31 protein-coding genes are annotated in these 24920 nt (G+C 40.1%); 3 read left to right on the forward strand and 28 right to left on the reverse strand.

The window, feature by feature from the left end; translation table 11 throughout:
* Positions 1-24 precede the first annotated feature (24 nt).
* From lpxB to LS48_RS10245, 3 genes are all read left to right on the forward strand, one after another.
* The gene (gene lpxB, locus LS48_RS10235) at positions 25-1143 is read left to right on the forward strand and encodes a lipid-A-disaccharide synthase (protein WP_062622453.1); all 1119 of its coding nucleotides are present in this window, start codon (positions 25-27) and stop codon (positions 1141-1143) included.
* Positions 1144-1187: 44 nt separating this feature from the next.
* Positions 1188-1778: a C40 family peptidase gene (locus LS48_RS10240; protein WP_076692455.1), complete on the forward strand. Its 591-nt coding sequence runs from the start codon at positions 1188-1190 to the stop codon at positions 1776-1778.
* A gap of 99 nt (positions 1779-1877) precedes the next feature.
* Positions 1878-3902: a ComEC/Rec2 family competence protein gene (locus LS48_RS10245; protein WP_062622454.1), complete on the forward strand. Its 2025-nt coding sequence runs from the start codon at positions 1878-1880 to the stop codon at positions 3900-3902.
* Positions 3903-3929: 27 nt separating this feature from the next.
* On the opposite strand, the gene LS48_RS10250 is transcribed toward LS48_RS10245, so the two are convergent.
* The 28 genes from LS48_RS10250 to rpmC form a co-directional block, all read right to left on the reverse strand.
* On the reverse strand, positions 3930-4463 hold the full coding sequence (locus tag LS48_RS10250) for a thioredoxin family protein (protein ID WP_062622618.1): 534 nt from the start codon (positions 4461-4463) through the stop codon (positions 3930-3932).
* A gap of 84 nt (positions 4464-4547) precedes the next feature.
* Positions 4548-6338, reverse strand: coding sequence for a peptide MFS transporter (locus LS48_RS10255; protein WP_062622455.1), 1791 nt, complete (start codon positions 6336-6338; stop codon positions 4548-4550).
* Positions 6339-6372: 34 nt separating this feature from the next.
* Entirely contained in the window at positions 6373-7776 is a 1404-nt protein-coding gene (locus tag LS48_RS10260; RefSeq protein ID WP_062622456.1) for a peptide MFS transporter, read from the reverse strand.
* A gap of 28 nt (positions 7777-7804) precedes the next feature.
* Positions 7805-9985 carry a S9 family peptidase gene (locus tag LS48_RS10265; protein ID WP_062622457.1) on the reverse strand — a complete coding sequence of 727 codons (2181 nt, stop codon included), beginning with the start codon at positions 9983-9985 and terminating at the stop codon, positions 7805-7807.
* Positions 9986-10161: 176 nt separating this feature from the next.
* The gene (locus LS48_RS10270; protein WP_062622458.1) at positions 10162-11076 is read right to left on the reverse strand and encodes a dimethylarginine dimethylaminohydrolase family protein; all 915 of its coding nucleotides are present in this window, start codon (positions 11074-11076) and stop codon (positions 10162-10164) included.
* A gap of 63 nt (positions 11077-11139) precedes the next feature.
* Positions 11140-12426, reverse strand: coding sequence for a citrate synthase (locus LS48_RS10275; RefSeq protein ID WP_062622459.1), 1287 nt, complete (start codon positions 12424-12426; stop codon positions 11140-11142).
* 181 nt (positions 12427-12607) lie between these two features.
* Positions 12608-13894 carry a phosphopyruvate hydratase gene (eno, locus tag LS48_RS10280; protein ID WP_062622460.1) on the reverse strand — a complete coding sequence of 429 codons (1287 nt, stop codon included), beginning with the start codon at positions 13892-13894 and terminating at the stop codon, positions 12608-12610.
* Positions 13895-13975: 81 nt separating this feature from the next.
* Positions 13976-15097 (reverse strand): glutamine-hydrolyzing carbamoyl-phosphate synthase small subunit, encoded by a 1122-nt coding sequence (gene carA, locus LS48_RS10285; RefSeq protein ID WP_062622461.1) that lies wholly within the window; start codon positions 15095-15097, stop codon positions 13976-13978.
* Between the two features lie 166 nt (positions 15098-15263).
* Complete coding sequence (gene rplQ / locus LS48_RS10290) at positions 15264-15764, reverse strand: 50S ribosomal protein L17 (protein ID WP_062622462.1); 501 nt, start codon at positions 15762-15764, stop codon at positions 15264-15266.
* Positions 15765-15905: 141 nt separating this feature from the next.
* The gene (locus LS48_RS10295; RefSeq protein ID WP_045079359.1) at positions 15906-16898 is read right to left on the reverse strand and encodes a DNA-directed RNA polymerase subunit alpha; all 993 of its coding nucleotides are present in this window, start codon (positions 16896-16898) and stop codon (positions 15906-15908) included.
* Between the two features lie 95 nt (positions 16899-16993).
* A complete protein-coding gene (gene rpsD, locus LS48_RS10300) occupies positions 16994-17599 on the reverse strand; it encodes a 30S ribosomal protein S4 (protein ID WP_062622463.1) in 606 nt (201 codons plus the stop codon).
* 187 nt (positions 17600-17786) lie between these two features.
* The gene (gene rpsK / locus LS48_RS10305; protein WP_045079258.1) at positions 17787-18188 is read right to left on the reverse strand and encodes a 30S ribosomal protein S11; all 402 of its coding nucleotides are present in this window, start codon (positions 18186-18188) and stop codon (positions 17787-17789) included.
* Between the two features lie 11 nt (positions 18189-18199).
* Positions 18200-18574, reverse strand: coding sequence for a 30S ribosomal protein S13 (rpsM, locus tag LS48_RS10310; protein WP_045079257.1), 375 nt, complete (start codon positions 18572-18574; stop codon positions 18200-18202).
* 3 nt (positions 18575-18577) lie between these two features.
* Entirely contained in the window at positions 18578-18694 is a 117-nt protein-coding gene (gene ykgO / locus LS48_RS14920; RefSeq protein ID WP_009779203.1) for a type B 50S ribosomal protein L36, read from the reverse strand.
* A gap of 47 nt (positions 18695-18741) precedes the next feature.
* Entirely contained in the window at positions 18742-18957 is a 216-nt protein-coding gene (gene infA, locus LS48_RS10315; RefSeq protein ID WP_026452613.1) for a translation initiation factor IF-1, read from the reverse strand.
* Positions 18958-18959: 2 nt separating this feature from the next.
* Positions 18960-20303, reverse strand: coding sequence for a preprotein translocase subunit SecY (secY, locus tag LS48_RS10320; protein ID WP_045079256.1), 1344 nt, complete (start codon positions 20301-20303; stop codon positions 18960-18962).
* Positions 20304-20315: 12 nt separating this feature from the next.
* Entirely contained in the window at positions 20316-20768 is a 453-nt protein-coding gene (gene rplO, locus LS48_RS10325) for a 50S ribosomal protein L15 (RefSeq protein WP_062622464.1), read from the reverse strand.
* A gap of 14 nt (positions 20769-20782) precedes the next feature.
* Positions 20783-20962 (reverse strand): 50S ribosomal protein L30, encoded by a 180-nt coding sequence (gene rpmD / locus LS48_RS10330; RefSeq protein ID WP_062622465.1) that lies wholly within the window; start codon positions 20960-20962, stop codon positions 20783-20785.
* A gap of 11 nt (positions 20963-20973) precedes the next feature.
* Positions 20974-21498 (reverse strand): 30S ribosomal protein S5, encoded by a 525-nt coding sequence (gene rpsE, locus LS48_RS10335; protein WP_045079253.1) that lies wholly within the window; start codon positions 21496-21498, stop codon positions 20974-20976.
* Between the two features lie 8 nt (positions 21499-21506).
* Positions 21507-21863 carry a 50S ribosomal protein L18 gene (gene rplR, locus LS48_RS10340; RefSeq protein ID WP_045079252.1) on the reverse strand — a complete coding sequence of 119 codons (357 nt, stop codon included), beginning with the start codon at positions 21861-21863 and terminating at the stop codon, positions 21507-21509.
* Positions 21864-21874: 11 nt separating this feature from the next.
* A complete protein-coding gene (gene rplF / locus LS48_RS10345) occupies positions 21875-22420 on the reverse strand; it encodes a 50S ribosomal protein L6 (RefSeq protein WP_062622466.1) in 546 nt (181 codons plus the stop codon).
* Positions 22421-22435: 15 nt separating this feature from the next.
* Positions 22436-22834, reverse strand: coding sequence for a 30S ribosomal protein S8 (gene rpsH, locus LS48_RS10350; RefSeq protein WP_062622467.1), 399 nt, complete (start codon positions 22832-22834; stop codon positions 22436-22438).
* An 86-nt stretch (positions 22835-22920) separates the two neighbouring features.
* Positions 22921-23190, reverse strand: coding sequence for a 30S ribosomal protein S14 (rpsN, locus tag LS48_RS10355; RefSeq protein ID WP_062622468.1), 270 nt, complete (start codon positions 23188-23190; stop codon positions 22921-22923).
* A gap of 3 nt (positions 23191-23193) precedes the next feature.
* Entirely contained in the window at positions 23194-23745 is a 552-nt protein-coding gene (rplE, locus tag LS48_RS10360) for a 50S ribosomal protein L5 (RefSeq protein WP_062622469.1), read from the reverse strand.
* A 2-nt stretch (positions 23746-23747) separates the two neighbouring features.
* Positions 23748-24062 (reverse strand): 50S ribosomal protein L24, encoded by a 315-nt coding sequence (rplX, locus tag LS48_RS10365; RefSeq protein ID WP_062622619.1) that lies wholly within the window; start codon positions 24060-24062, stop codon positions 23748-23750.
* A 13-nt stretch (positions 24063-24075) separates the two neighbouring features.
* Positions 24076-24444: a 50S ribosomal protein L14 gene (rplN, locus tag LS48_RS10370; protein WP_045079247.1), complete on the reverse strand. Its 369-nt coding sequence runs from the start codon at positions 24442-24444 to the stop codon at positions 24076-24078.
* Positions 24445-24446: 2 nt separating this feature from the next.
* Positions 24447-24710, reverse strand: a complete 264-nt coding sequence (gene rpsQ / locus LS48_RS10375) for a 30S ribosomal protein S17 (RefSeq protein ID WP_045079246.1) — start codon at positions 24708-24710, stop codon at positions 24447-24449.
* A gap of 15 nt (positions 24711-24725) precedes the next feature.
* Positions 24726-24917 carry a 50S ribosomal protein L29 gene (gene rpmC, locus LS48_RS10380; RefSeq protein WP_045079245.1) on the reverse strand — a complete coding sequence of 64 codons (192 nt, stop codon included), beginning with the start codon at positions 24915-24917 and terminating at the stop codon, positions 24726-24728.
* Between the last annotated feature and the right edge of the window lie 3 nt (positions 24918-24920).

A 24920-nucleotide genomic window follows, 5' to 3' on the forward strand; every position in this document is an offset into this window, starting at 1 on the left:
ACCCATAACTCATAACTTTTTAAAATGAAATATTACCTCATAGCAGGCGAAGCGTCCGGCGATTTGCACGGAGCCAATTTAATGAAAGCCCTACAAAAGGAAGATTCTGAAGCAGATTTTCGCTTTTGGGGTGGCGATTTGATGCGTGAGGTTGGCGGCACCGAGGTAAAACATTATCGGGAACTTGCCTTTATGGGCTTTGCAGAAGTAGTACTGAATTTGCGGACTATTTTTAAAAACATCAAATTCTGCAAAAAGGATATTGAAAGTTTCAACCCTGATGTAATTATTTTTATTGACTATCCCGGCTTCAACTTTCGGATTATGAAATGGGCGCGGCAAAAAGGGTACCGAACGCATTATTACATTTCACCGCAAATATGGGCGTGGAAGGAAGGGCGTATAAAAGATATAAAGCGAGATGTGGATGAGATGTATGTTATTCTTCCCTTTGAAAAGGAGTTTTACGAAGAGAAACACAATTATCCCGTGCATTTTGTGGGGCATCCGTTAATCGATGCCATTTACAACCGAAAACAAGTTGACCCCAAAATCTTCAGAAAAGAAAATGGTTTGGACGATAGACCAGTAATAGCATTGCTTCCCGGCAGCCGAAAGCAGGAAATTAAAAAAATGCTGGAAATAATGATTTCCGTGGCCAAGGATTTTAAGGAATACCAATTCGTAATTGCCGGAGCACCGAGCCAGGAAAAGTCATTTTATGAAAGTTTTCTCAGTACGAAAAACGTACATTTTGTAGCAAATAAAACTTATGACCTTTTAAGTATTTCAGAAGCGGCGTTGGTTACCTCAGGCACCGCCACCCTGGAAACCGCTCTTTTCAAAGTACCACAGGTGGTTTGTTATAAAGGCGGCAGGATTAGTTATGAAATAGCAAAACGCGTTATAAAACTGGATTATATTTCCTTGGTGAATTTAATTTTGAACAAAACAGTTGTAACCGAACTTATTCAAGCCGATTTCAACAAAAAAAGATTGAAAGAAGAATTGACCAAAATTCTGGATCCGTACAACCGTGCAGCAATGTTTTTGGATTATTACGATCTTGAAAAAGCGCTCGGCGGAAGGGGCGCAAGTGAAAACACGGCCAAACTAATTTATGCTGCCCTAAAAGAAAATTAAAGAATATTTTATATTTTTAACTATTCATCCCCTATACCCTATCGATGCGAAAACTACTCTTCCTTTCCTTTTTTGCTTTATTCCTAATTTCCTGCGGAAGTACCAAAAACACCGGTAAAATTCCCGAATCCATAATAGGAAAAAATGAGGTAAAGACGAAAACTACTCGTAAGGTAAGTCCGCACAAAAACAATAAAATTACAGCAAAAAGAGATGATGAAAACACTTCGGAAGACTCTGAAGAAAGCCCTAAAGAAATTAAGAAGGGAATTATTGATTACGCCAAAACCTTTCAGGGCACCCGTTATAAATTTGGTGGAACTACAGATGCTGGAATGGATTGTTCTGGCTTAGTCTATACCGCATTTCAAAAGGAAAACATTACACTTCCCAGAATTTCGCGTGATATGGCTACAAAAGGAATTCTTATTTCGTTTAAGGACATTGAAGAAGGCGATTTGGTATTTTTCAAAACCAGCAGCAGAAACACTATAAACCACGTAGGTTTGGTAGTGGAGGCCAAACGCGGCGAAGTAAAATTTATACACTCCACAACCCGTGCCGGGGTTATCATTTCATCGCTAGACGAGGATTACTGGAAAAAAGCTTTTGTGGAAGTACGCCGGGTTATTTAATTTTCGGTTTCAGCAATTTTGTATTTCCAAAATATATTTTTTAATTTTAATTCAATTCTCCCCAATAAATTTTAAGTAGTACGCTTAAAAGATTGGGGCATGAAATTCATCAACTTTGCAATAGTAAAGTTTTCGGCTTTCCTTGTGCTGGGTATTCTCGCAGCACAATACTTTCCTTTTAATTTTTTTTCACTTCATTATCTTTTAATAATCCTAGCGATAGTTACGGGCCTATGGCTTTGGTCCCGGAAGCAATTGATTCAGCACGTTTACTTCGGAATAGCTACATATCTCTGTTTTTTTGCCATTGGTTATTTTACGCATCAAATTCGGCTTCCACAATTTCAACCCAAACATTATTCGCACTTTATTTCGGAAAACAAAACAGATTTAGTACAGCTGAAAATATCCCAGATCTTAAAGCCCGATAAATACTATCTCAAGTATTTTGCAACGGTAAGTGCAATAAACAACGAATCTGCAACGGGGAAAATCTTGCTGAATCTTTCTAAAGATTCTATAACAAAATCTTTTTCACCCGATGAGAGTGTGCTTGTATACGCCTCAATTACCGACATTCCGAAACCGCTGAACCCGCACCAATTTGATTATTCAAAATATATAAAATCATTAGGTGTTTATGGACAGTTACGCTTTTCATCAACAGCAATTCTAAAAACACAAACAGGTTCCAAAACCTTAATGGGCATTGCGCAAAACTTACGCGCATATATAGTTGCTAAACTTCAAAATACAAACCTGGAAACTGATGAACGCGCAATTCTGCAAGCGCTAATTTTAGGTGAAAAGAAAGACATTGACAAAAGCCTGTACAATGAATATGCCGCTGCGGGAGCTGTGCATATTTTGGCGGTTTCGGGGCTCCACGTGGGTATATTATATATTATTCTGGCATTTGTTTTTAAACCCTTTTTACGATGGAAATATGGCGTCTTCTTTCAAGCTATATTAATTGTTATACTTTTATGGTGTTTTGCATTACTTTCTGGACTATCGCCATCAGTTACACGGGCGGTAACGATGTTCAGTTTCTTTGCAATAGCCAAACTTTTTGACCGAGAGACAAATTCCATAAACACATTATTCCTTTCGTTTTTCACGCTTTTGGCCATCAATCCGCTGTGGTTGTTTCAGGTTGGTTTTCAACTTAGCTATTTGGCAGTTTTCTTTATTGTTTGGTTACAGCCCCTTTTCTATAAAATAGGTTATTCAAAATATTGGATTGTCCGGAAAACTTGGGGAATCGTGTCCGTTACTATTTGTGCGCAAATTGGGGTTTTACCTTTGAGTTTATACTATTTCCACCAATTCCCGGGATTGTTTTTACTCACCAATATTGTAGTGCTTCCATTTTTAACCATCTTAATGTGCGGCGGAATATTGATTGTGTTTTTGGCGAGTTTTGACAGCTTGCCCAATTGGTTGGCAGAGAGCTATAATTTTTTGATTGAAAACCTTAATGGGTTTATCCACTGGGTTGCAGTGCAGGACGAATTTCTTTTTAAGGAAATCCATTTCTCTACATTAAAAGTCTTGGGAACCTATTTTTTCATTATTGCCCTAGCATTACTTCTGAAAAAGATAAACTATCATAGGTTGGTACTTTCACTTGTGGCAATTGCAACAATAATTTCAATTTATACCTATGATGAATTCAGGTATTCTGGTAATCAAATGATAATATTTCAAAAAAGCAAACAAACGTTGATTGGTTATAAAAACGGAAAACATTTGACGATTTTTAAAAATGATAGTATTTTAAATACTTCTGAAATATTTCCTCTTAAATCATTCAAAACTGCCGCAAACATTAATTCCTATTCAGAAAAAAAAATTCCAGGGTTCTTTAGCTATAATAATAGAAGCATTCTCGTTTTAGATAGTTTGGGGGTCTTTCCCAAAATAACGAAGGTGCATACAATTCTGCTCACGAACAGTCCAAAAATTAACCTCAATCGACTAATCGACAGCTTACAGCCCAACCAAATTATTGCCGATGGCAGTAATTATTATTCCTATGTAAAACGCTGGGAAAAAACTTGTAAATTAAAAAAGCTCCCGTTCTGTCATACCGCAAAACAAGGAGCTTTCCCAATAGAATAGCCCGAATATGAAACCGAAATGGCTATACTAAAATGTAGATTTAAAATTCTTTTGATATTCTTCCCAGGCTTCGGTAGTTGTTATTTTTAAATAATCGTCCGTATGTATCATTTTTAGGAAAATCTCAAGTTGGGGAGGTGTTCTGTAACCTGGTACCGCTTGGATTAGCTTGCCTTCTTCCGTAAAAAAAACAACACTGGGATAGGCGTTAACTTTTAGGGCATGTGCAAATAAATGCTGTGAGTTTCTACCTTTTCTCGCTGGATCATAATTGGGGTTTGTGTAGGTGAAATCATTAAAGGTTACCTCTTCGGTCCCTTCAGCATTAAACTTAACCGCATAATAGTTTTTGTTTAAATATTCAATTACATCCGCATCGCTGAAAGTATTTTTATCGAGCATTTTGCAGGGGCCGCACCAAGTGGTATAAACGTCCATAAAAATCTTTTTTGGTTCTTTCTTTTGGGCGGCAAGCGCTTCATTCATAGTCATCCAATTAATTTTTTGTGAATGGACTGTACCTGCGGAAATAATAAGAAAAAAGAGTAATAAATATTTCATTATAAATGCTTTAGTAATTTTAAATATTTGAAACAAAAAGCGTTCCATAAAAAGGAACGCTTTTATATTATAAAGTATTGTGTATTAACGAATGCCGTGCATTAATTTTTTTAGAACAGGGTTCAGCAACATCGAAATAACGCCAACACTAATAGGTATTAAGGTGAATATCAAGAAGAACGTTCCCATAGAATATTCTGCAGAAATCTTATCAATCATCCCTCCCATAGTATTGGCGGCTTTTTGGCCCACAGCAATGGCAAGGTACCATACTCCAAACATAAATCCAATCATGCGCGCGGGCACCAATTTACTTAAATAGGACAAGCCCAAAGGCGACAGACACAACTCGCCCATTGTGTGCATCAAATACGCCAAAATAAGGAATACCATACTCACTTTTGCGGTCATTGCCCCCGGGGGAATATCTGAAGCACCATATGAAAGTATTGCAAAGCCCAAGCCCAGCATAATAAGACCAATACCATACTTTACGGCTGCGCTAGGGTTATATTTGCTCTCCCACCATTTTGAAAATATAGGTGCAAGCGTAATTATAAAGAATGAATTTAAAATCCCGAACCATGTGGCATCCACCTGTAATTCTGTTTGATTAAACTTATCGTACAGTCTATAAATTACCAAGCCCCAAATACCAATAAAAGCAATAACCAATGCTATATTGGACATTGCAATTCTATTATGCGTTTTCTTGACCAACAAATAAATAACCCAAGAAATAATAATTAAAGGAACGGTCGTTAATAACGCATCTATTATTTTGAAAATCATAGCAGAATTCCCAGTTAGGTCCCTATCGGTATAATCCTGTGCAAAAAGCGTCATAGAACCCAATGACTGTTCAAAAAATGCAAAAAAGAAAACCGTGAACAGCCCGAAAATGGAAACGGCAATCAATCTATCTCGAACGATTGGCAAATAACGAGCAATACGCGTCACCAATAAAATCAGGAACATTGCCAATGCTGCAAGAACAACTATGTTTGTTCCGCTCATTCCACCAATCTCAAAAGGCACCAGAGAAGTATCGTATATTTTTTCTAAAGGATCATTGAAAAGATATAGCAAACCACCAATGGATGACAATACGATCAAAACATAATCAAACATTGTGAACGGGTTCAATTTAATAGGTGCTTCCTCTACTTCATCACTTCTCAGTTCAGGTCTTTCCTCATTTATATTTTGAGGTATTTCTACTTCACGTACTTTGGAAGGTTTTGCACCAATACCTCCAAATATTTTATTCGCCAATAAAAACTGAAGCATTCCAAAAAACATAAAGATTCCTGCAAGCCCAAAGCCCCAAGACCATCCATAATTTTCAGCCAAATACCCACATAGCATCATTCCGAAGAAAGCTCCGGCATTCACTCCCATATAAAAGATTGTATAAGCACCGTCTTTTTTAGATTCCTTGCCTTTGTACATTTCAGAAATAATGGAGGTAATATTCGGCTTAAAAAAACCTGTACCAATTACCAAAAGAGCAAGACCCATGTAAAATGAAGCAGTGGTTTCCAGCGCCATGGAGGCGTGGCCAAGCGTCATAATAACGCAACCCAACACCACTGCCATACGGTACCCCGTAATTTTATCTGCTATCCAACCTCCAATGATAGGGGTTAAATATAAAAGCGAAGCATAGGTTCCAATAAGTGCCAACGCGTGCTCGCGTGGCCATTCCCAACCGGGATTGTCACTCAAAATTGGAGCGGTTAAAAACAACACCAAAAGGATACGCATTCCGTAAAAGGAAAAACGCTCCCACATTTCAGTAAAAAAGAGTATAAATAATCCCGCGGGATGCCCTAAAACTTTGTCTTTAAACAGATTTTCTATATCAGTGTTCATCGGTATTTGTTTTGGTTAAATTATTTCTGAAAAATTAGTGAGGCTTGTTGATATCTGGATCTGCAAGTTCAAAAGGCTCGTTGTCGTGAAGTTCACGCTCATTATCCTCAGCACCATGCGTAAGTTTTTCCAGTTTCTTTCTTATCAATAAAACCAATAATCCAAAGGCAACACAGAACACTGCAATTCCCGTAAATACAGTATATTCACCTAAATTAGAGGCTGATTCTCCTAAAAGTCCGGCTACTTTATTTCCAAAACCAGTCATCGCAAAGTATACCCCCATCATTAAAGAAGCATATTTTAGTGGTGCCAATTTCGTAATATATGAAAGCGCAACTGGCGACAAACATAATTCTCCTACGGTATGAAACAAATAAGCCAGTACCAACCAGTACATAGCTGATGCACCATCACTGTTAAACTGTGCAGCGGCTGCGGTCATAAAGAAGAAACCCATTCCCATAATTATCAAGCCCAGACACATTTTGAAAAGTGAAGTGGAAACTTTTCCTTTTAGTTTTCTCTTTGCCCAATATGCAGCAACTGTTGTACCCAAAATAATAATAAACATAGCATTAAGCGATTGAAACCATGAAGCTGGCACTTCCCAGCCCATCAACATTCTATCGGTTTTTTCAGAAGCGTAAATATTCATTAAACCCCCAGCTTGTTCAAAGGCTCCCCAAAAAACTATAACCAGTATAAAAGAGATGAACAGCACAACCATTCTGTCCTTTTCAACTTTAGAAAGCGGTCTTTTCATTGCCGCTTTTTCTTCAGGATCAATAGATTTGTTGGTATTATTTCCAACATATTTTAAATGTTTCTGACCCACTAAATATTGAAGTAATCCCAAAGCCATACCTATAGCAGCAAGTCCGAAACCGTAGTGCCAGCCATAAACTTCACCTACATACCCCACAATTAAGCTGGATAGAAAAGCGCCTATATTAATACCAATATAAAAAATAGTGAACCCCTTATCTCTTCTAATGTCACCAGTTTTATACAAACCACCAACCATAGTTGATATATTTGGCTTTAACATCCCCACACCCGCTATAATCAAGCCAAGACCGCTGTAGAATGCCCACATTTCTTCTATGGAAAGAACGCCATGTCCTGCTACCAAAAGAATACCACCTACAAGTACGGATTGCTTCTGCCCCATAAATTTATCGGCAATCCATCCTCCTGGAATGGAAGCAACGTAAACAAGCATGGTATAAGTTCCGTATAATGAAAGTGCTTCGGCGTTTGTCCACCCTAATCCTGGATTATCGCTGGTTGCCTCTGCAACCAAATAAAGTACCAAAATGGCGCGCATTCCGTAATAGGAGAAACGTTCCCACATTTCGGTAAAGAACAAGATATAAAGACCTACTGGATGGCCAAATAATTCCTTTTGCTTTTGATATTGAAGAGCTTCTGACATAAGATTAATTATTAGTTAGTGTTGATTTTTATAAGTTGTTTTTGATGTAATTGGTCATTAAAGTATAAAGATGCAATCGTGTATTGCCACCGTAAATACCGTGGTTTTTATCGGGATATATACGCCAATCGAATTGCTTATTGGCCTGCACTAAGGCTTCTATCAAACGCATACTGTTTTGAACGTGGACGTTGTCATCAGCACTACCATGTACCAACAGGAATTTTCCTTTCAAACCCTCAACATGCGACAATGGAGAATTTTCATCATAACCCGAAGCGTTTTCCTGCGGGGTTTGCATATAGCGCTCTGTATAGATACTATCATAAAATCGCCAGCTGGTTACCGGGGCTACTGCAATGGCCATCTCAAAAGTGTCCGGCGCCTGAAACAACGCGTTTGATGACATAAAGCCACCATAGCTCCAACCCCAAATTCCCGTACGCGAGGCATCGATATATGGAAGTTCACCCAACTTTTTAGCGACCGCTATTTGGTCTTCCACTTCGTATTTCCCCAATTCCTTTTGGGTCATTTTTTTGAAATCCCTTCCCTTAAATCCTGTGCCGCGACCGTCCACGCAGGCAATGATAATATCTTGCTCATTGGCTAGCATTTCGTGCCAATAATCATTTGTTCCCATCCAACTGTTTGATACATTCTGGGAGCCGGGACCGGAATATTGATATAAAAACAAAGGATACTGCTTGTTTTCATCAAAATTCAGAGGTTTTATCATATACATATTCAAATTTTCACCATTGATGTTTATGGTTGAAAACTCTTTAGGTGAAATTTTATAGGAAGACAAACGCTCCTTCAAATCATTATTATTTTTTATTTCACGAAGCAGTTTGCCAGTCTTAGCCTCGCGAAGCGTGAACACATAGGGTGTTGTTGCGTCTGAAAATGTATTTATAAAATAGGTATAATCTGCGCTGAAGTCGGCATCGTTGGTTCCTGTTTGCTGTGTTAGGCGGACTTTGTTTTTGCCAGAAGGAAGTATGGAGTACACATCGCGATTGATGCTTCCGTTTTCGGTACTTTGGTAATACACGCGGCCCGTGTTCTGATCAAAACCGTAATAGGCAGTTACTTCCCAAGCGCCCTTTGTTACTTGGTTTAGTAGTTTACCATCTTTATCGTATTGGTAAATGTGGTTCCAACCGTCCCTTTCACTGGTCCAGAAAAAACTATTGTTGTTCAAAAAGGTTAGATTGTCTGTAACATCTACGTAGGCATCATCTTTTTCGGCCAAAATTAGTTTTGAAGTGTTGTTGGAAACATCTACAAAAACCAAATCAATCACATTCTGGTGGCGGTTGGTAAGCTGCACACTCAGCAGTTTATTATCTTGTGTCCACAATAAACGCGGAATGTAGTAGCTATTATATTGCGAAAGGTTTACTTCAGAAGTATTGCCGTTCCCAAGATCATATATATGTAGTGAAACCTTGGAATTTGCCTCTCCCGCCTTTGGATATTTAAAAGTATCTGCTGAAGGATAGAGTTCGTTACCGTAAAGATCCATATTGAATTGCGGCACCTCGGTTTCGTCAAATTTTATATAGGCTAGCCTGTCACCATCCTTACTCCACTCAAAAGCCCGCACAAAGGCGAATTCTTCCTCATAAACCCAATCGGTAATCCCGTTTATGATACTGTTTTTTTTACCGTCATCGGTAATCTGTTTGGTTTCTCCAGTTTTCAAATCTTTTACGTAAAGATTGTTTTGATATCCGTAAGCTACTTTACTGCCGTCATTGCTGAAGGTGGGCTCCTGAATTTTATTGGTAGAAACCAAACTGAACTCTTTAGAAGCAATATCATAAACATAATAAGTACCAAGTGATGAACGTCGGTAAATTTGCTGCAACTCTGTAGTAAAAAGAATTTTTGACTCGTCTTTGCTAAACTCGTAGGATATCACGTAGTTTATGCCTTTTAAATCTGCACTGTTCAACAGGGTTCGTACTTTTTCGCCGCTTTTGTAGTCATAAACATCAACAGTAGAAGCTTTGTTTTGTCGGTCATAATTGAGCACCGCATATTCCTTTCCGTTGTTCATGGAGTGAAGGGCATCCAGACCTTGGGTTCTGTAGGCACCACCCCAAATTTCTTCGAGGCTTATGTTTTTTTGCTGTGCGGTAAGTGCAGTAATAGCTGTTAAAAACAGCAATAAAAAAGGTAGGGAGTGTAATCTTTTCAAAGTGTTAAAATTTTGTAACGCCAAGTTTACTAATTTTTTGCGAAAGAGGGGGCGGTTTTTTTGTTAAATAAGGCGTTGTAACAAATATTAATAGCAATAACAATTAGTTACAACAACTTACAAATTGTATACTTTTGATAAATAAAAACAACTAATAAAGAACAAGAAATTTTCTATTAATCGCGAACCAAAGGCATGGTTGTACATCGAAGCAATCCTTCCTGTTTTGATATTTCAGCATACGGCACCTCTTCCACAGTAAAACCTTGTTCGCGCAGCCACGAATTCAATCGGGTAAAGTTTTTTTCTGAAATGACCACATCGGGCGAGATACTGAAGATGTTGCTGTTCATATCATACATCTCGCGCTTGGTAATATGGAAGCAATTTTCCTTTCCGAAGAAATTAACAAGCCAATTATATTCCTCCTCAATCAAAAAACCTTCCTTATGGATAATCGCCTTCCCGCGTCCCAAGGGCTGAAAACAGCAATCCAGGTGCAGTGCGTTTTCATCGGCCACGGTGTTGCTCTTTCTTAGGTTAAAGGATTTCACCTTTTTATGCGGAAACAGTTTCTGCAGGTGTTTTACGGCGTTCAGATTTGTGCGGGCAGTAATGTAATTCGGGTAATCTTCGCCATAATAGGCGCCTACAAAAATATAGTCGCCCCAGGGCATAACATCGCCGCCCTCTATATGGGCATTTTCGGGAAATTCAATAATCTTTGAAGGATCAATCTGGTTGATTACGTGCTCAATGGCCTCAATTTCCATAGAACGGTCCTCCAGAATGTTTGCGATAATGAATTTATCTTCAATCACAAAGGCAATGTCGCGCGAAAATATCTGGTTATAGTCCTTAATGGAATGGGGGCGATACACCTTTACATCGTACTTTTTGAAAACTTCGGCTACGGCCTCCATTTCCTTTACCATGTCTTCATCTTTGGGGTACGTCCCGGCCTTTATATGCTCCGCAGATTTGGGATCGTAGGCATCTTCCAGCTTTGGCACGGGGCCATTGCTATCTGCGCGGCCCAGCACTACGGCGCGCAGTCTTGATATTTCGTCATTGATGTGTAGGTTGATCATATAGCAAATATAGAAAAAGCACCTCATAATGGAAGTGCTTTTAAAGGTATTAAAAATAAGTCTTTATCGTTTCTCGATCGGTACAAAGGAGCGCAGGTTCTCTCCCACATAAATCTGTCTTGGGCGACCAATAGGCTCTTTTTGTAACCTCATTTCTCTCCACTGCGCTATCCAGCCCGGCAAGCGCCCTAGCGCAAACATAGGGGTGAACATTTCTACCGGAATGCCCAAGGCACGGTAAATAATGCCCGAATAGAAATCTACGTTCGGATATAATTTTCTTTCAACAAAGTATGGGTCTTCAAGGGCTTCTTTTTCCAAAGCCTTGGCAATGCTCAGCACGTCATCTTCTATCCCTAGACTGTCCAAAACATCATCGGCAGCTTTTTTAATGATCTTGGCACGGGGGTCGAAGTTCTTGTACACCCTATGGCCAAAGCCCATCAAACGGAATGGATCATTTTTATCCTTTGCCTTTGCCATAAATTTTTTGGTGTCGCCACCATCTGCCTTAATGGCCTCCAACATTTCAATAACCGCTTGGTTTGCTCCGCCGTGGAGTGGCCCCCAAAGGGCAGCAATACCGGCAGAAATAGAAACAAACAGACCTGCGTGCGAGGAGCCCACAATACGTACGGTAGATGTGGAACAGTTTTGCTCGTGATCTGCGTGCAATATCAAAAGCTTGTTCAAGGCCTCAACAACCAGTGGGTTTGATGTGTATTCACCACTTGGTTTTTTGAACATCATTTTTACGAAATTTTCCACATATCTTAAATTGTCGTCCCCATAATCGAGTGGAAGACCCAAGCGTTTTCTATATGTCCAGGCTGTAAGGACGGGAAATTTCGCCAAAATCTTTACGATGGCCTTATACATATCCTCCTCACTATCCACATTTACCGAGGAAGGATTGAAAGCAACCAAAGCAGAGGTTAACGATGAAAGTACGCCCATTGGGTGAGCAGATTTCGGAAAACCGTCCAAGATGCGCTTCACATCCTCATCTACGTGCGATTGTGATTTTATATCATTGTGAAATTTCTCTAGCTGTTCTTCGGTGGGCAATTCACCAAAAATCAATAAATAACAAACCTCTAGAAAGCGCGCCTTTTCCGCCAACTCCTCAATGGAATATCCTCTATAACGAAGAATTCCCTTTTCGCCATCCAAAAAAGTAATTGCACTTTCGCAGGAACCGGTATTCTTATACCCGGGATCCAGTGTAACCACGCCGTCGGTATCTGCGCGAAGGCTCTTTATATCTATTCCTAATTCGTTTTCAGTTCCCTCTACAATGGGAAACTCGTATTTTTTACCATCTATCTCTAGGGTCGCCATCTTTGCCATAAAATATCGTGTGTTTTTTTAATTTATTCAGAAACGCTAAAGTACAAAATCTATGTTTAATTTTTTAACATTTCCAACTAATCTTAGGTTAAAATATCCTTAAATCATCGGCAGTACGGCCTATTTTCCAAAAATAAAAAAGCCCCGCTAGTTGCGAGGTTTTTCTAAGCTTGTACTACGTTTAAATTTTGAACGCATTTTGTTGCGGAAAATAGGCAACTTCGCCCAATTGCTCTTCAATTCGCAGCAATTGATTGTACTTTGCCATTCTATCACTTCGCGAAGCGGAACCCGTTTTTATCTGGCCACAGTTCAAGGCGACCGCTAAATCGGCAATGGTGTTGTCCTCGGTTTCGCCGCTTCGGTGGCTCATTACGGACGTATAACCAGCGTTGTGCGCCATATTTACGGCAGCGATGGTTTCGGTGAGTGTTCCTATTTGGTTCACTTTTATAAGAATGGAATTGGCTATTTTTTCTGAAATACCTTTTGATAGCCTTTCCACATTTGTTACAAACAAATCGTCACCCACCAATTGCACTTTATCGCCAATTTTTTCTGTCAGGTATTTCCAGCCTTCCCAATCGTTTTCGTCCATGCCGTCCTCGATTGAAATGATAGGATATTTTTCGCACAATTCAGCCAAATAATCTGCCTGTTCCTTTGAAGTACGTACTTTTCCCTTTTCGCCCTCAAATTTTGTGTAATCGTATTTCTTCTTCACATAAAATTCCGCGGCAGCGCAATCCAGGGCAATCATTACATCGTCGCCCAATTTGTAACCAGCTTTTTTGGTTGCTTTCGCAATAGTATCCAAAGCATCCTCCGTTCCATCCAAAGTTGGGGCAAAACCGCCTTCGTCGCCAACCGCCGTACTTAATCCGCGGTCGTGCAATACCTTTTTAAGGTTGTGGAAAATTTCGGAACCCATTTGCATGGCATGGGTAAAATTTTTCGCCTTTACGGGCATCACCATAAACTCCTGAAATGCGATGGGCGCATCGCTGTGTGAACCACCGTTTATAATGTTCATCATAGGCACGGGAAGCGTTTTGGCACTCACCCCGCCCACGTAGCGGTACAACGGCATTCCCAATTCGGCAGCGGCGGCCTTTGCAGCAGCCAAGGAAACACCGAGAATGGCATTGGCACCGAGTTTTGATTTATTCTTCGTGCCGTCCAAATCAATCATAGTTTTATCGATCAACTCCTGTTCAAAAACAGAAATGCCCAAAAGAGTTCCGGCAATTTTGCCGTGAACGTTTTCAACGGCTTTCATAACTCCTTTGCCCATATACGCTTTTCCGCCATCACGAAGCTCTACAGCCTCATGCTCGCCCGTTGATGCTCCCGATGGAACAGCTGCACGGCCAATATAGCCGTTTTCGGTGATTACGTCTACTTCAATAGTAGGATTTCCTCGGGAATCAAAAATTTGTCTGGCTGTGATATCGATGATGATGCTCATTGGTAAAAGTTAATAGTTATTGGTTAATTGTTAATTGTAAAGACCCCAAAGATTCTTGAAACCTTTGGGGACTGGAAAATTTTAAGCGGTTTGTAGTTTATGTTTTTCAATACTTTCGATGAATTCATCAAAAAGATAAGAAGCATCGTGCGGCCCAGGACTTGCCTCAGGGTGATATTGAACTGAGAAAGCGGGTTTGTTTTTCAATTTAATTCCAGCCGCGGTGTGGTCGTTCAAGTGTAGGTGGGTTATTTCAATATTTGGATTGGCTTCGGCCTCTTCCCTATTGATGGCGAAACCGTGGTTTTGCGAGGTAATTTCGCCCTTGCCGGTAATCAAATTCATCACGGGATGATTGATTCCGCGGTGGCCGTTGTGCATTTTATAGGTTGAAACCCCGTTTGCCAGCGCCAGCATTTGGTGGCCCAAACAGATGCCGAACATAGGCTGTTCCTTGTCCAAAATAGTTTTTACCACTTCTATTGCGCTGTGCAGCGGCTCTGGGTCGCCGGGCCCGTTTGAGATAAAATATCCATCGGGATTGAAGGCTTCCATTTCAGAAAAAGTTGCATTGTACGGGAAGACTTTTATGTAGCAATCGCGTTCGGCGAGCCTGCGCAGGATGTTCTTTTTAATTCCCAAATCCAAAGCGGAGATTTTGTATTTGGCGTTCTCGTTTCCGTAGAAATAGGGCTCCTTTGTGGAAACTTTTGAAGCTAGTTCCAAACCGTTCATATCGGGTACGGCCGCCAACTGTTTTTTCAAACCTTCAATATTGTCAACTTCCGTGGAAATAACGGCGTTCATCGCGCCATTGTCGCGTATGTAGCTTACCAGGGCACGGGTGTCCACATCGCTTATGGCAAGCAGGTTGTTTCTATTTAAAAATTCTTCCAAGGAGTCATCAGCCGCGGGACGCGAATAATGATAGCTGAAATTGCGCACCACAAGGCCTGCTATTTTTATGCCTTCAGATTCTACTTCGTCTTTATTGGTGCCGTAGTTCCCGATGTGGGCATTTGTGGCAACCATAATTTGCCCGAAGTATGATGGATCAGTAAAAATTTCTTGGTAACCCGTCATTCCGGTGTTGAAACAAACTTCGCCAAAGGCCGAGCCTTCTTTACCACCAACTGCTTTTCCGTAGAAAATGGTTCCGTCTGCCAATAAAATAAGTGCTTTTTTTCGTGTTTGGTATTTCATGTTTTTGTTTCTGTGGATACTATTGAATCTGTGGTTTCTTTTGTTTTAAATGTTATGTTTCAAACTTCTAAATTTCCAATTCGCAAAATCTTTGCAAAAATAGTATAAAAAAAAGGGATAAACGAAAACGCTTATCCCTTTGTTATTTATTGAATTGGAATTCATTCTATTCCTCTTCCTTTTTAGGTTCTTTCTCGGCTTTTGCTGGTGCGGCTTTCGCAGCAGGAGCAGCAGCGGCTGAAGATCCGCTTCCACGACGACTTCTACGTGTAGATTTCTTCTTGGTAGCTTTGCCGGCATTGTAAAGTTCGTTGAAATCAACAAGCTCTATCATTGCCATATCAGCGTTATCACCTAGACGGTTACCCAATTTAATGATTCGGGTGTATCCTCCCGGACGGTCACCAACTTTTGGCGCAACAGTTCTGAAAAGTTCTGCAACCGCATCTTTTTGACGCAATTTTGCAAATACCAAACGACGGTTGTGTGTGGTGTCTTCTTTAGACTTTGTTACCAATGGTTCAACGAACTGCTTCAACGCTTTTGCTTTTGCAACAGTAGTGTTGATGCGTTTGTGCTCCACAAGTGAGCAAGCCATATTGGCCAACATGGAGTGTCTGTGGGCGGTTTTTCTACCTAAGTGATTTATTTTTTTTCCGTGTCTCATGACGTTTTTGTTATCATCATCTTGCTACAAGACCCGCCGCGACGGGGAGCAAATTATGATGGGTTAAATTGATTTACGATTGTCGATTTACGATTCACGATTTCTTAATTCTAAAATCGTAAATCGTAAATCTAAAATCCTCTAGTCTTTATCTAATTTATATTTTGCAAGATCCATCCCGAAGTTTAGGCCTTTCACGTTTACAAGCTCTTCTAGCTCTGTAAGCGATTTTTTACCGAAGTTTCTGAATTTCATCAAGTCATTTTTGTTGTAAGATACTAGGTCGCCCAAGGTATCAACTTCTGCAGCTTTCAAACAGTTTAGCGCACGAACCGAAAGGTCCATATCTACCAATTTTGTTTTAAGCAACTGACGCATGTGAAGAGATTCTTCATCATAAGTTTCAGTTTGTGCAATCTCATCTGCCTCCAAGGTTATACGCTCATCGCTGAACAGCATAAAGTGGTGGATCAGGGTTTTTGCAGCTTCAGTTAAAGCATCTTTTGGGTGAATTGATCCATCTGTAATGATTTCGAAAACCAATTTTTCATAATCGGTCTTTTGCTCTACACGGAAGTTTTCAATACTGTACTTCACATTTTTTATAGGAGTGTAGATAGAATCAGTAAAGATGGTGCCCAATGGTGCATTCGCTTTTTTGTTTTCTTCAGCTGGAACATAACCACGACCTTTCTCGATGGTAATCTCGAAGTTAAGGTTTACTTTCTTGTCCATATTGCAAAGAACCAAATCTGGGTTCAATACTTGGAAACCTGAAATGAACTTTTGGAAATCTCCTGCCTTTAACTGCTCGCTTCCGGAAACAGAGATGGTAACGGTTTCGTTGTCTATCTCGTCTATCTGTCTTTTGAAACGAACTTGTTTCAGGTTCAAAATAATTTCGGTAACGTCTTCCACTACTCCTGCGATGGTTGAAAATTCATGATCCACACCTTCGATGCGAACCGAAGTGATGGCGAATCCTTCCAATGAGGAAAGTAATACACGTCTTAATGCGTTACCAACGGTAAGTCCGTACCCTGGTTCCAAAGGACGAAATTCAAATTTCCCTTCGAAATCGGTAGAGTTTACCATTATAACTTTATCAGGCTTCTGAAAACTAAATACTGCCATTTTTTTTCTTCGTTTTAATTGTTATTTGGTTGCGCGGTTTAAAAGTTTGAAGAATACTATAAACCCTTTGGCCAAATACCAATATGATTATTTTATTATTTAGAATATAATTCGACGATAAACTGCTCGTTGATGTTTTCTGGAATTTGGATACGCTCCGGAACGGAAACGAAAGTTCCTTCCTTCTTGTCGTTATTCCAAGTAATCCATTCGTAAACATGACTTGCATTTGCCAACGAATCGTTGATTGCGCTAAGAGATTTTGATTTCTCTCTAACGGCCACTACATCACCCGGCTTTAATTGGTATGATGGAATGTTTACTTTTTCACCGTTAACGGTGATATGGCGGTGCGTAACCAATTGTCTTGCACCGGCACGGCTTGGGGAAATACCCATACGGTAAACCACATTGTCTAAACGTGATTCTGCCAATTGTAGCAACACTTGACCTGTAATGCCAGGAGCAGCAGTTGCTTTTTTAAACATATTTCTGAATTGACGCTCCAAAATACCATAGGTGTATTTTGCCTTTTGCTTTTCAGCAAGTTGGATTGCGTATTCAGATTTTTTCCCACGGCGACGTGCGTTACCGTGCTGCCCAGGAGGGTAGTTTCTTTTTTCGAAAGACTTATCGTCGCCGAAAATTGCTTCCCCGAACTTACGGGCTATTTTAGTTTTTGGACCAGTATATCTTGCCATTTCTAATTTAAGGTTATGAAGGAAAACTAAATTAAGGTCTTTATTGTGGAGGCAGAATACATCCTGCCTTTACTATCCTTTAGCTTTTGGTCCCTTCAGATTGATATTTATTTAAATAATTTTGATTTACGATGTACGATTTACGATTAAAAAAAATCTAAAATCGTAAATCTAAAATCGCACTTCGTTATACTCTTCTTCTTTTTGGAGGACGGCATCCGTTGTGTGGCATTGGGGTAACGTCAATTATTTCAGTTACTTCAATTCCTGCGTTGTGGATGGAACGTATTGCAGATTCTCTACCGTTTCCTGGCCCTTTTACGTAAACTTTTACTTTACGCAAACCGGCGTCGTGTGCAACTTTTGCGCAATCTTCTGATGCTAATTGAGCTGCATAAGGAGTGTTTTTCTTAGACCCACGGAAGCCCATTTTACCGGCCGAGGACCAAGAGATAACATCTCCATTCTTATTTGTCAAGGAAACGATAATGTTGTTGAAGGAAGCATTGATGTGCGCTTCGCCCACCGATTCCACATTAACTTTACGTTTCTTAACTGCTTTTGTAGTTTTTTGACTTGTCTTTGCCATAACTCTAGGTTTTATTTAGTTGCCTTTTTCTTGTTAGCAACAGTTTTACGTTTTCCTTTTCTTGTACGCGAGTTATTCTTAGTACGTTGTCCTCTTAGTGGAAGACCCGATCTGTGACGAATACCTCTGTAACAACCAATATCCATTAAGCGTTTAATGCTCAATTGAACTTCACTACGTAATTCACCTTCGATTTTGAAAGACGACACAGCGTCACGAATAGCCCCGATTTCATCATCGTTCCATTCGCTTACTTTTTTGTCTTCGTCAACTCCGGCTTTGTTCAGAATATCTTGGGCACGGCTCTTACCGATTCCGAAGATATACGTTAACGCGATTACACCCCTTTTGTGCTTCGGGATATCTACACCTGCGATTCTTGCCATAACTTATCCTTGTCTTTGTTTGAACTTTGGGTTCTTTTTGTTAATTACATATAATCTGCCTTTTCTGCGAACAATCTTGCAGTCGGCACTTCTCTTCTTTACGGATGCTCTTACTTTCATCTCTTCTTTGTTTATTTATTGTTCAATGAACCGTGAGGTCCGTTGTATTAATATCTGTATGTTATTCTTGCTTTCGTTAAATCGTACGGGCTCATTTCCAGTTTCACTTTATCACCTGGCAATAATTTTATGTAGTGCATTCGCATTTTACCAGAAATGTGTGCGGTTACAATGTGACCGTTTTCCAGTTCCACACGGAACATTGCGTTTGATAGTGCTTCCACTATACTTCCATCTTGTTCTATTGCGCTTTGTTTTGCCATAATTATGCTACTGCTTTTCTATTTTTGCCGCTTTTCATCAAACCATCGTAATGGCGGTTCAATAAGTACGAGTTTACTTGTTGCATGGTATCGATAGCTACACCTACCATAATTAGGAGTGATGTACCACCGTAGAATAATGCCCAACCTTGCTGTATGCCCATCAACTTAACTACGAAGGCGGGGAAAATCGCGATCAGCGCTAAAAAGATAGAACCTGGTAAGGTTATTTGAGACATAATTCGATCTAAATATTCAGCGGTTTGTGAACCTGGTTTAATTCCAGGAATGAAACCTCCACTACGTTTAAGGTCGTCAGCCATTTTATTGGTTGGAACCGTAATAGCAGTATAGAAATATGTGAATATAATAATCAACACTGCGAATACCAAGTTGTACCAAAATCCAAAGATATCACTGAACGTTGCTTGGATGCTTTGTGAAAAATCACTTTCAGAAAGACTAGCTACCGCAGAGGGCACAAACATAATTGCCTGGGCAAAAATGATTGGCATTACCCCAGAAGCGTTCAACTTCAATGGAATAAATTGTCGTGCTCCAAAAATGTTCTTTTCGAAACCGCCCGTTGCAGTTCTTCTGGCGTATTGTACCGGAATCTTTCGCACTGCCATCACTAACATTACAGATAGCAAGATGATAACAAACCAGATAACCAATTCAATTAGGATCATAATCAACCCTCCGTTTGACTCCATTACTCTGGAAACAAATTCCTGAGCGAATGCCTGTGGAAGATTAGCAATAATACCTACCATAATTAATATAGAGATACCGTTACCTATACCTTTATCGGTAATTTTTTCACCAAGCCACATTGCAAAGATTGTTCCAGTAACCAAAATGATTACCGAGGAAACATAGAACATTACGCTCTGGCCCATTACAAAAGCTTCAGCCGGAACCCCCATTGCTGGAAGACCTGCCAAATAACTTGGAGCCTGCACCAAACAGATACCGATGGTTAACCACCGTGTAATCTGATTAATCTTTTTACGGCCACTCTCTCCTTCCTTCTGTAACTTTTGAAGATAAGGCACGGCAATCTGCATTAATTGTACAACAATAGAAGCAGAAATGTATGGCATAATTCCCAATGCAAAAACAGAAGCGTTGGCAAAAGCCCCTCCTGTAAATGCGTTCAGCAATCCGCCAATACCGCCTGAATCAAACTTACCTGCAAACTGCGCAAGCATATCTGCATCAATACCCGGCAGTACTACCTGTGCCCCAAAACGGTACACTAATAGCATTCCCAGGGTTAGAATGATGCGGTTACGCAACTCTTCTATTTTCCAAACATTTTTTAAGGTGTCGATAAATTTCATCCTTAGCTGTTGTTACAATGTTACTACTTCGCCTCCGGCCGCTTCGATAGCTTCTTTTGCCGAGGCAGTAAACTTGTGCGCAGATACTTTCAGTTTTGCCTTTATCTCTCCTCTTCCTAAAATCTTAACCATTTCGTTCTTTCCGGCAAGACCCAAACCAACTAAGGTTTCAAAGTCAACGGCTTCATTTATTTTCTTGTCGTCAACCAGCTGCTGAAGAGTATCTATATTGATTCCCTTATATTCTTTACGGTTGATGTTTGTAAAACCAAACTTAGGAACACGACGTTGTAGGGGCATCTGTCCACCTTCAAATCCAATTTTCTTGGAATAACCTGAACGTGATTTTGCTCCTTTGTGTCCGCGGGTGGCAGTACCACCTTTACCGGAACCTTGTCCGCGACCTACTCGCTTGCCTTTGTTTTTCGCCGATCCTGCGGCGGGTTGTAAGTTACTTAAATCCATTTTTTCGTGTTTCCTTATTTGGTTTCAACAGAAACCAAGTGATTAACTTTATTGATCATACCAAGAATGTTTGGCGTATCTTCATGCTCAACCGTTTGGTTCATCCTGTGAAGCCCTAACGATTCCATGATTCTCTTTTGGTTTTTTGGGCGCTTTATAACGCTCTTTACCTTTGTTACTTTAATTTTTGCCATCGCTCTGATATTTATCCTTTGAATACTTTTTCAAGTGAAATTCCTCTTTGGTCAGCTACAGTTTGCGCACTTCGCATTTGCAAAAGAGCGTCAAAAGTTGCCTTTACCACGTTGTGTGGGTTAGAAGATCCTTGTGATTTTGACAATACATCGTGAACCCCTACTGCTTCCAATACGGCACGTACGGCACCACCGGCAATTACTCCGGTACCAGGCGCAGCTGGAAGAAGGTTAACGCGGGCTCCGCCGTATTTTCCTTTTTGTTCGTGCGGAAGTGTCACTTTGTTAAGTGGAATGCGAACCAAGTTTTTCTTGGCATCCTCAATAGCTTTTGCTATCGCGCTAGCTACATCCTTGGATTTTCCAAGACCGTGGCCCACCACTCCTTTTTCGTCACCAACAACTACAATAGCTGAAAATCCGAAGGCACGACCACCTTTGGTCACCTTGGTTACACGTTGTACACCTACCAAACGGTCTTTCAATTCAAGACCTCCTGGTTTTACTAATTCTACGTTTTTATAATCTTGATACATAATTTGACTTAGAATTTAAGGCCACCTTCGCGTGCACCTTCAGCTAATGATTTTACTCTTCCGTGGTAAAGGTAACCGCCTCTGTCAAAAGCGATGGTTTCAACACCAGCTTTAACAGCTTTTTCTGCGATTGCTTTTCCTACCAATTTTGCAGCTTCAACCTTGTTTACGTTTGAAGCGTCAATATCTTTATCTCTTGAAGATGCAGCGGTAATGGTCTTTCCATTTACATCGTCAATAATTTGAGCGTATATTTCTTTGTTGCTACGGAAAACAGCCAAACGTGGGCGACTTTCGGTCCCCTCAACCGTTTTTCTGATTCGCATGCGCAAGCGCTCTCTTCTTTCGTACTTTGATAATGCCATAACTCTATTTGTTATGCAGATTTACCTGCTTTTCTTCTTAATTGTTCACCTACAAACTTGATACCTTTTCCTTTATAAGGTTCTGGCTTACGGAAACTGCGAATTTTTGCAGCAACGGCGCCTACCAATTGTTTGTCATGCGATGTTAGTTTTACGATTGGGTTTTTACCTTTGTCAGATACAGTTTCCACTTTTACCTCTGGAGCAATGTCCATAATAATGTTGTGTGAAAATCCTAAGGCCAAATCCAATTTTTGTCCTTGGTTGCTGGCGCGGTAACCTACACCTACCAATTCCAGTTCCTTGGTCCATCCTTTGCTAACACCTTCAATCATATTATTGATCAATGATCTGTAAAGACCGTGCTTTGCAGTGTGGTCTTTAGAATCTGAAGGGCGCTCTACCAATACGTTTCCGTCTTCTACTTTCACGGTTAGATCAGAATCAAACTCCTGAGTTAACTCGCCTAATTTTCCTTTTACGGTAATTACGTTGTCTTTTACATCAACTGTAACTCCTTGTGGGATTTCTACCGGGTTTTTACCTATTCTTGACATTTCTTTGTCTATTTTTTAGTAAACGTAACACAATACTTCACCACCTACATTCTGTGCTTTTGCTTGTTTGCCAGTCATAACTCCTGAAGAAGTTGAAACAATGGCAATACCAAGACCATTAAGCACGCGAGGAAGCTCTGATGAACCTGCGTATTTACGTAAACCTGGTTTACTGATTCTTTGAATTTTCTTGATTACCGATTCTTTGGTAAGCTTGTCGTATTTCAACGCAATTTTGATGGTCCCCTGTGCGGTACTGTCATCAAACTTGTAGCTTAGAATGTAACCTTGGTCAAAAAGGATTTTTGTAATCTCCTTTTTAAGATTTGATGCTGGAATCTCTACTACGCGATGTCCAGCTTTTACAGCATTTCTAATCCTTGTTAGATAATCTGAAATTGGATCTGTATTCATTTATTTGAATTTGCGGATGTGGTTTTCGATTTTTTATCGAACCTTCAACCAGTTTATACTTTTTCTTTTGAACAGAAAGCCTGTTCTTACCAAGAAGCTTTTCGCACTCCTGGAATAAGACCTTGATTAGCCATTTCACGGAACAATACACGTGAAATTCCAAAAGTTCTCATATACCCTCTTGGTCTTCCTGTAAGCTTGCAGCGATTGTGCAAACGAACTGGTGAGGCATTTTTAGGCAGTTTCTGTAGACCTTCCCAATCACCAGCTTCTTTCAAAGCTTTGCGCTTGGCGGCATACTTTTTTACCATCTTTTGTCTCTTAACCTCGCGGGCCTTCATTGATTCTTTAGCCATCTCTTAGTTCTTTTTAAAGGGTAATCCCAATTCTTGTAATAATGATTTCGCTTCTTTATCGGTATTTGCAGATGTGATGAACGTAATGTTCATCCCTTCAATTTTCTTCACTTTATCGATATCGATTTCCGGGAAGATAATTTGCTCGGTGATTCCCAAAGAGTAGTTTCCTCTTCCGTCAAAACCAGTTGCCTTAATTCCGTTAAAGTCACGTACCCTAGGCAAAGCCGAGGTAACCAATCTATCCAAAAACTCGTACATACGCTCCCCGCGCAACGTAACTTTCACACCAATTGGCATGCCTTTACGAAGTTTGAAGTTTGCAACGTCTTTTTTGGACATGGTAGCTACTGCTTTTTGCCCGGTTATCTTTGTAAACTCATCAACCGAATAGTCAATAAGTTTCTTGTCAGCTACTGCTGCACCCACGCCGCGGGAAACAACAATACGCTCCAATTTTGGTACCTGCATGACGTTTTTGTAACCAAATTCGTCAGTAAGTGCATTGATCACTCTGCTTTTGTACTCTTCTTTAAGTCTTGGTGAATATGCCATAACTATATTGCTTGATTCGATTGTTTTGAAAATCGTACTTTTTTATCATTCTCCATTTTGTAACCTACGCGTGTGGCTTTTCCAGATTTTGGATCTACCAAGGAAAGGTTTGAAATATGGATGGGAGCTTCTTTTTTTGCAATTCCACCTTGTGGGTTTTTTGCACTTGGCTTCTCGTGTTTTGAAACCATGTTCACTCCTTCTACGATTGCTTTGTTTTTGTCAAGGAATATTTTCATTACTTTACCTTCAGAACCCTTGTGGTCCCCGGCAGTAACTACTACTGTATCGCCTGATTTTATTTTAAGCTTTGTCATTTTAGTTTTCATATTAAAGCACCTCGGGTGCCAATGATACTATTTTCATAAATTGCTTGTCGCGAAGTTCTCTTGCTACCGGACCGAAAACACGTGTTCCTCTCATTTCACCCTGTGGGTTTAAAAGCACACAAGCGTTGTCATCGAAACGGATGTAAGAACCGTCAGGTCTTCTAATTTCCTTAACAGTACGTACTACTACGGCTGTAGAAACTGCTCCTTTCTTAATGTTTCCATTCGGAGTTGCTTCCTTAACGGAAACTACAATTTTATCACCGATAGAAGCATACCTTCTTTTTGTTCCGCCCAATACGCGGATGCAAAGTACTTCCTTGGCACCGGTATTATCTGCGACTTTAAGTCTTGATTCTTGTTGTAACATAATTACTTCGCTCTTTCAATTATTTCTACTAATCTCCAACATTTGGTTTTGCTTAAAGGACGTGTTTCCATAATCCTTACTGTATCACCTTCGTTGCAGTTGTTTGTCTCGTCGTGGGCCACGTATTTCTTCGTTTTCAACACGAACTTTCCGTACATAGGGTGTTTTACTTTTTTCACCTCTGCAACTACAATGGATTTGTCCATTTTGTTGCTGGTTACTACACCTATACGTTCTTTTCTTAAGTTTCTTTTAATTTCTTCCATCTTTCAGCTGTACAATTATTGCACTTCTCTATTAGTTAGTTCCGTCGCTATTCTTGCTATCACCCTTCTCTGGGATCTTAGTTGAATTGGATTTTCCAACGGTGAAATGGTATGAGCCATTTTAAGGTCTGTATAAGCCTTTCTAGATTCAGCGTATGCTTCCTGAAGTTCTGCCGTTGATGCTTTCTTAATTTCTGATTGTTTCATCTT

Source organism: Aequorivita aquimaris (assembly GCF_001573155.1).
GTDB lineage: Bacteria > Bacteroidota > Bacteroidia > Flavobacteriales > Flavobacteriaceae > Aequorivita > Aequorivita aquimaris.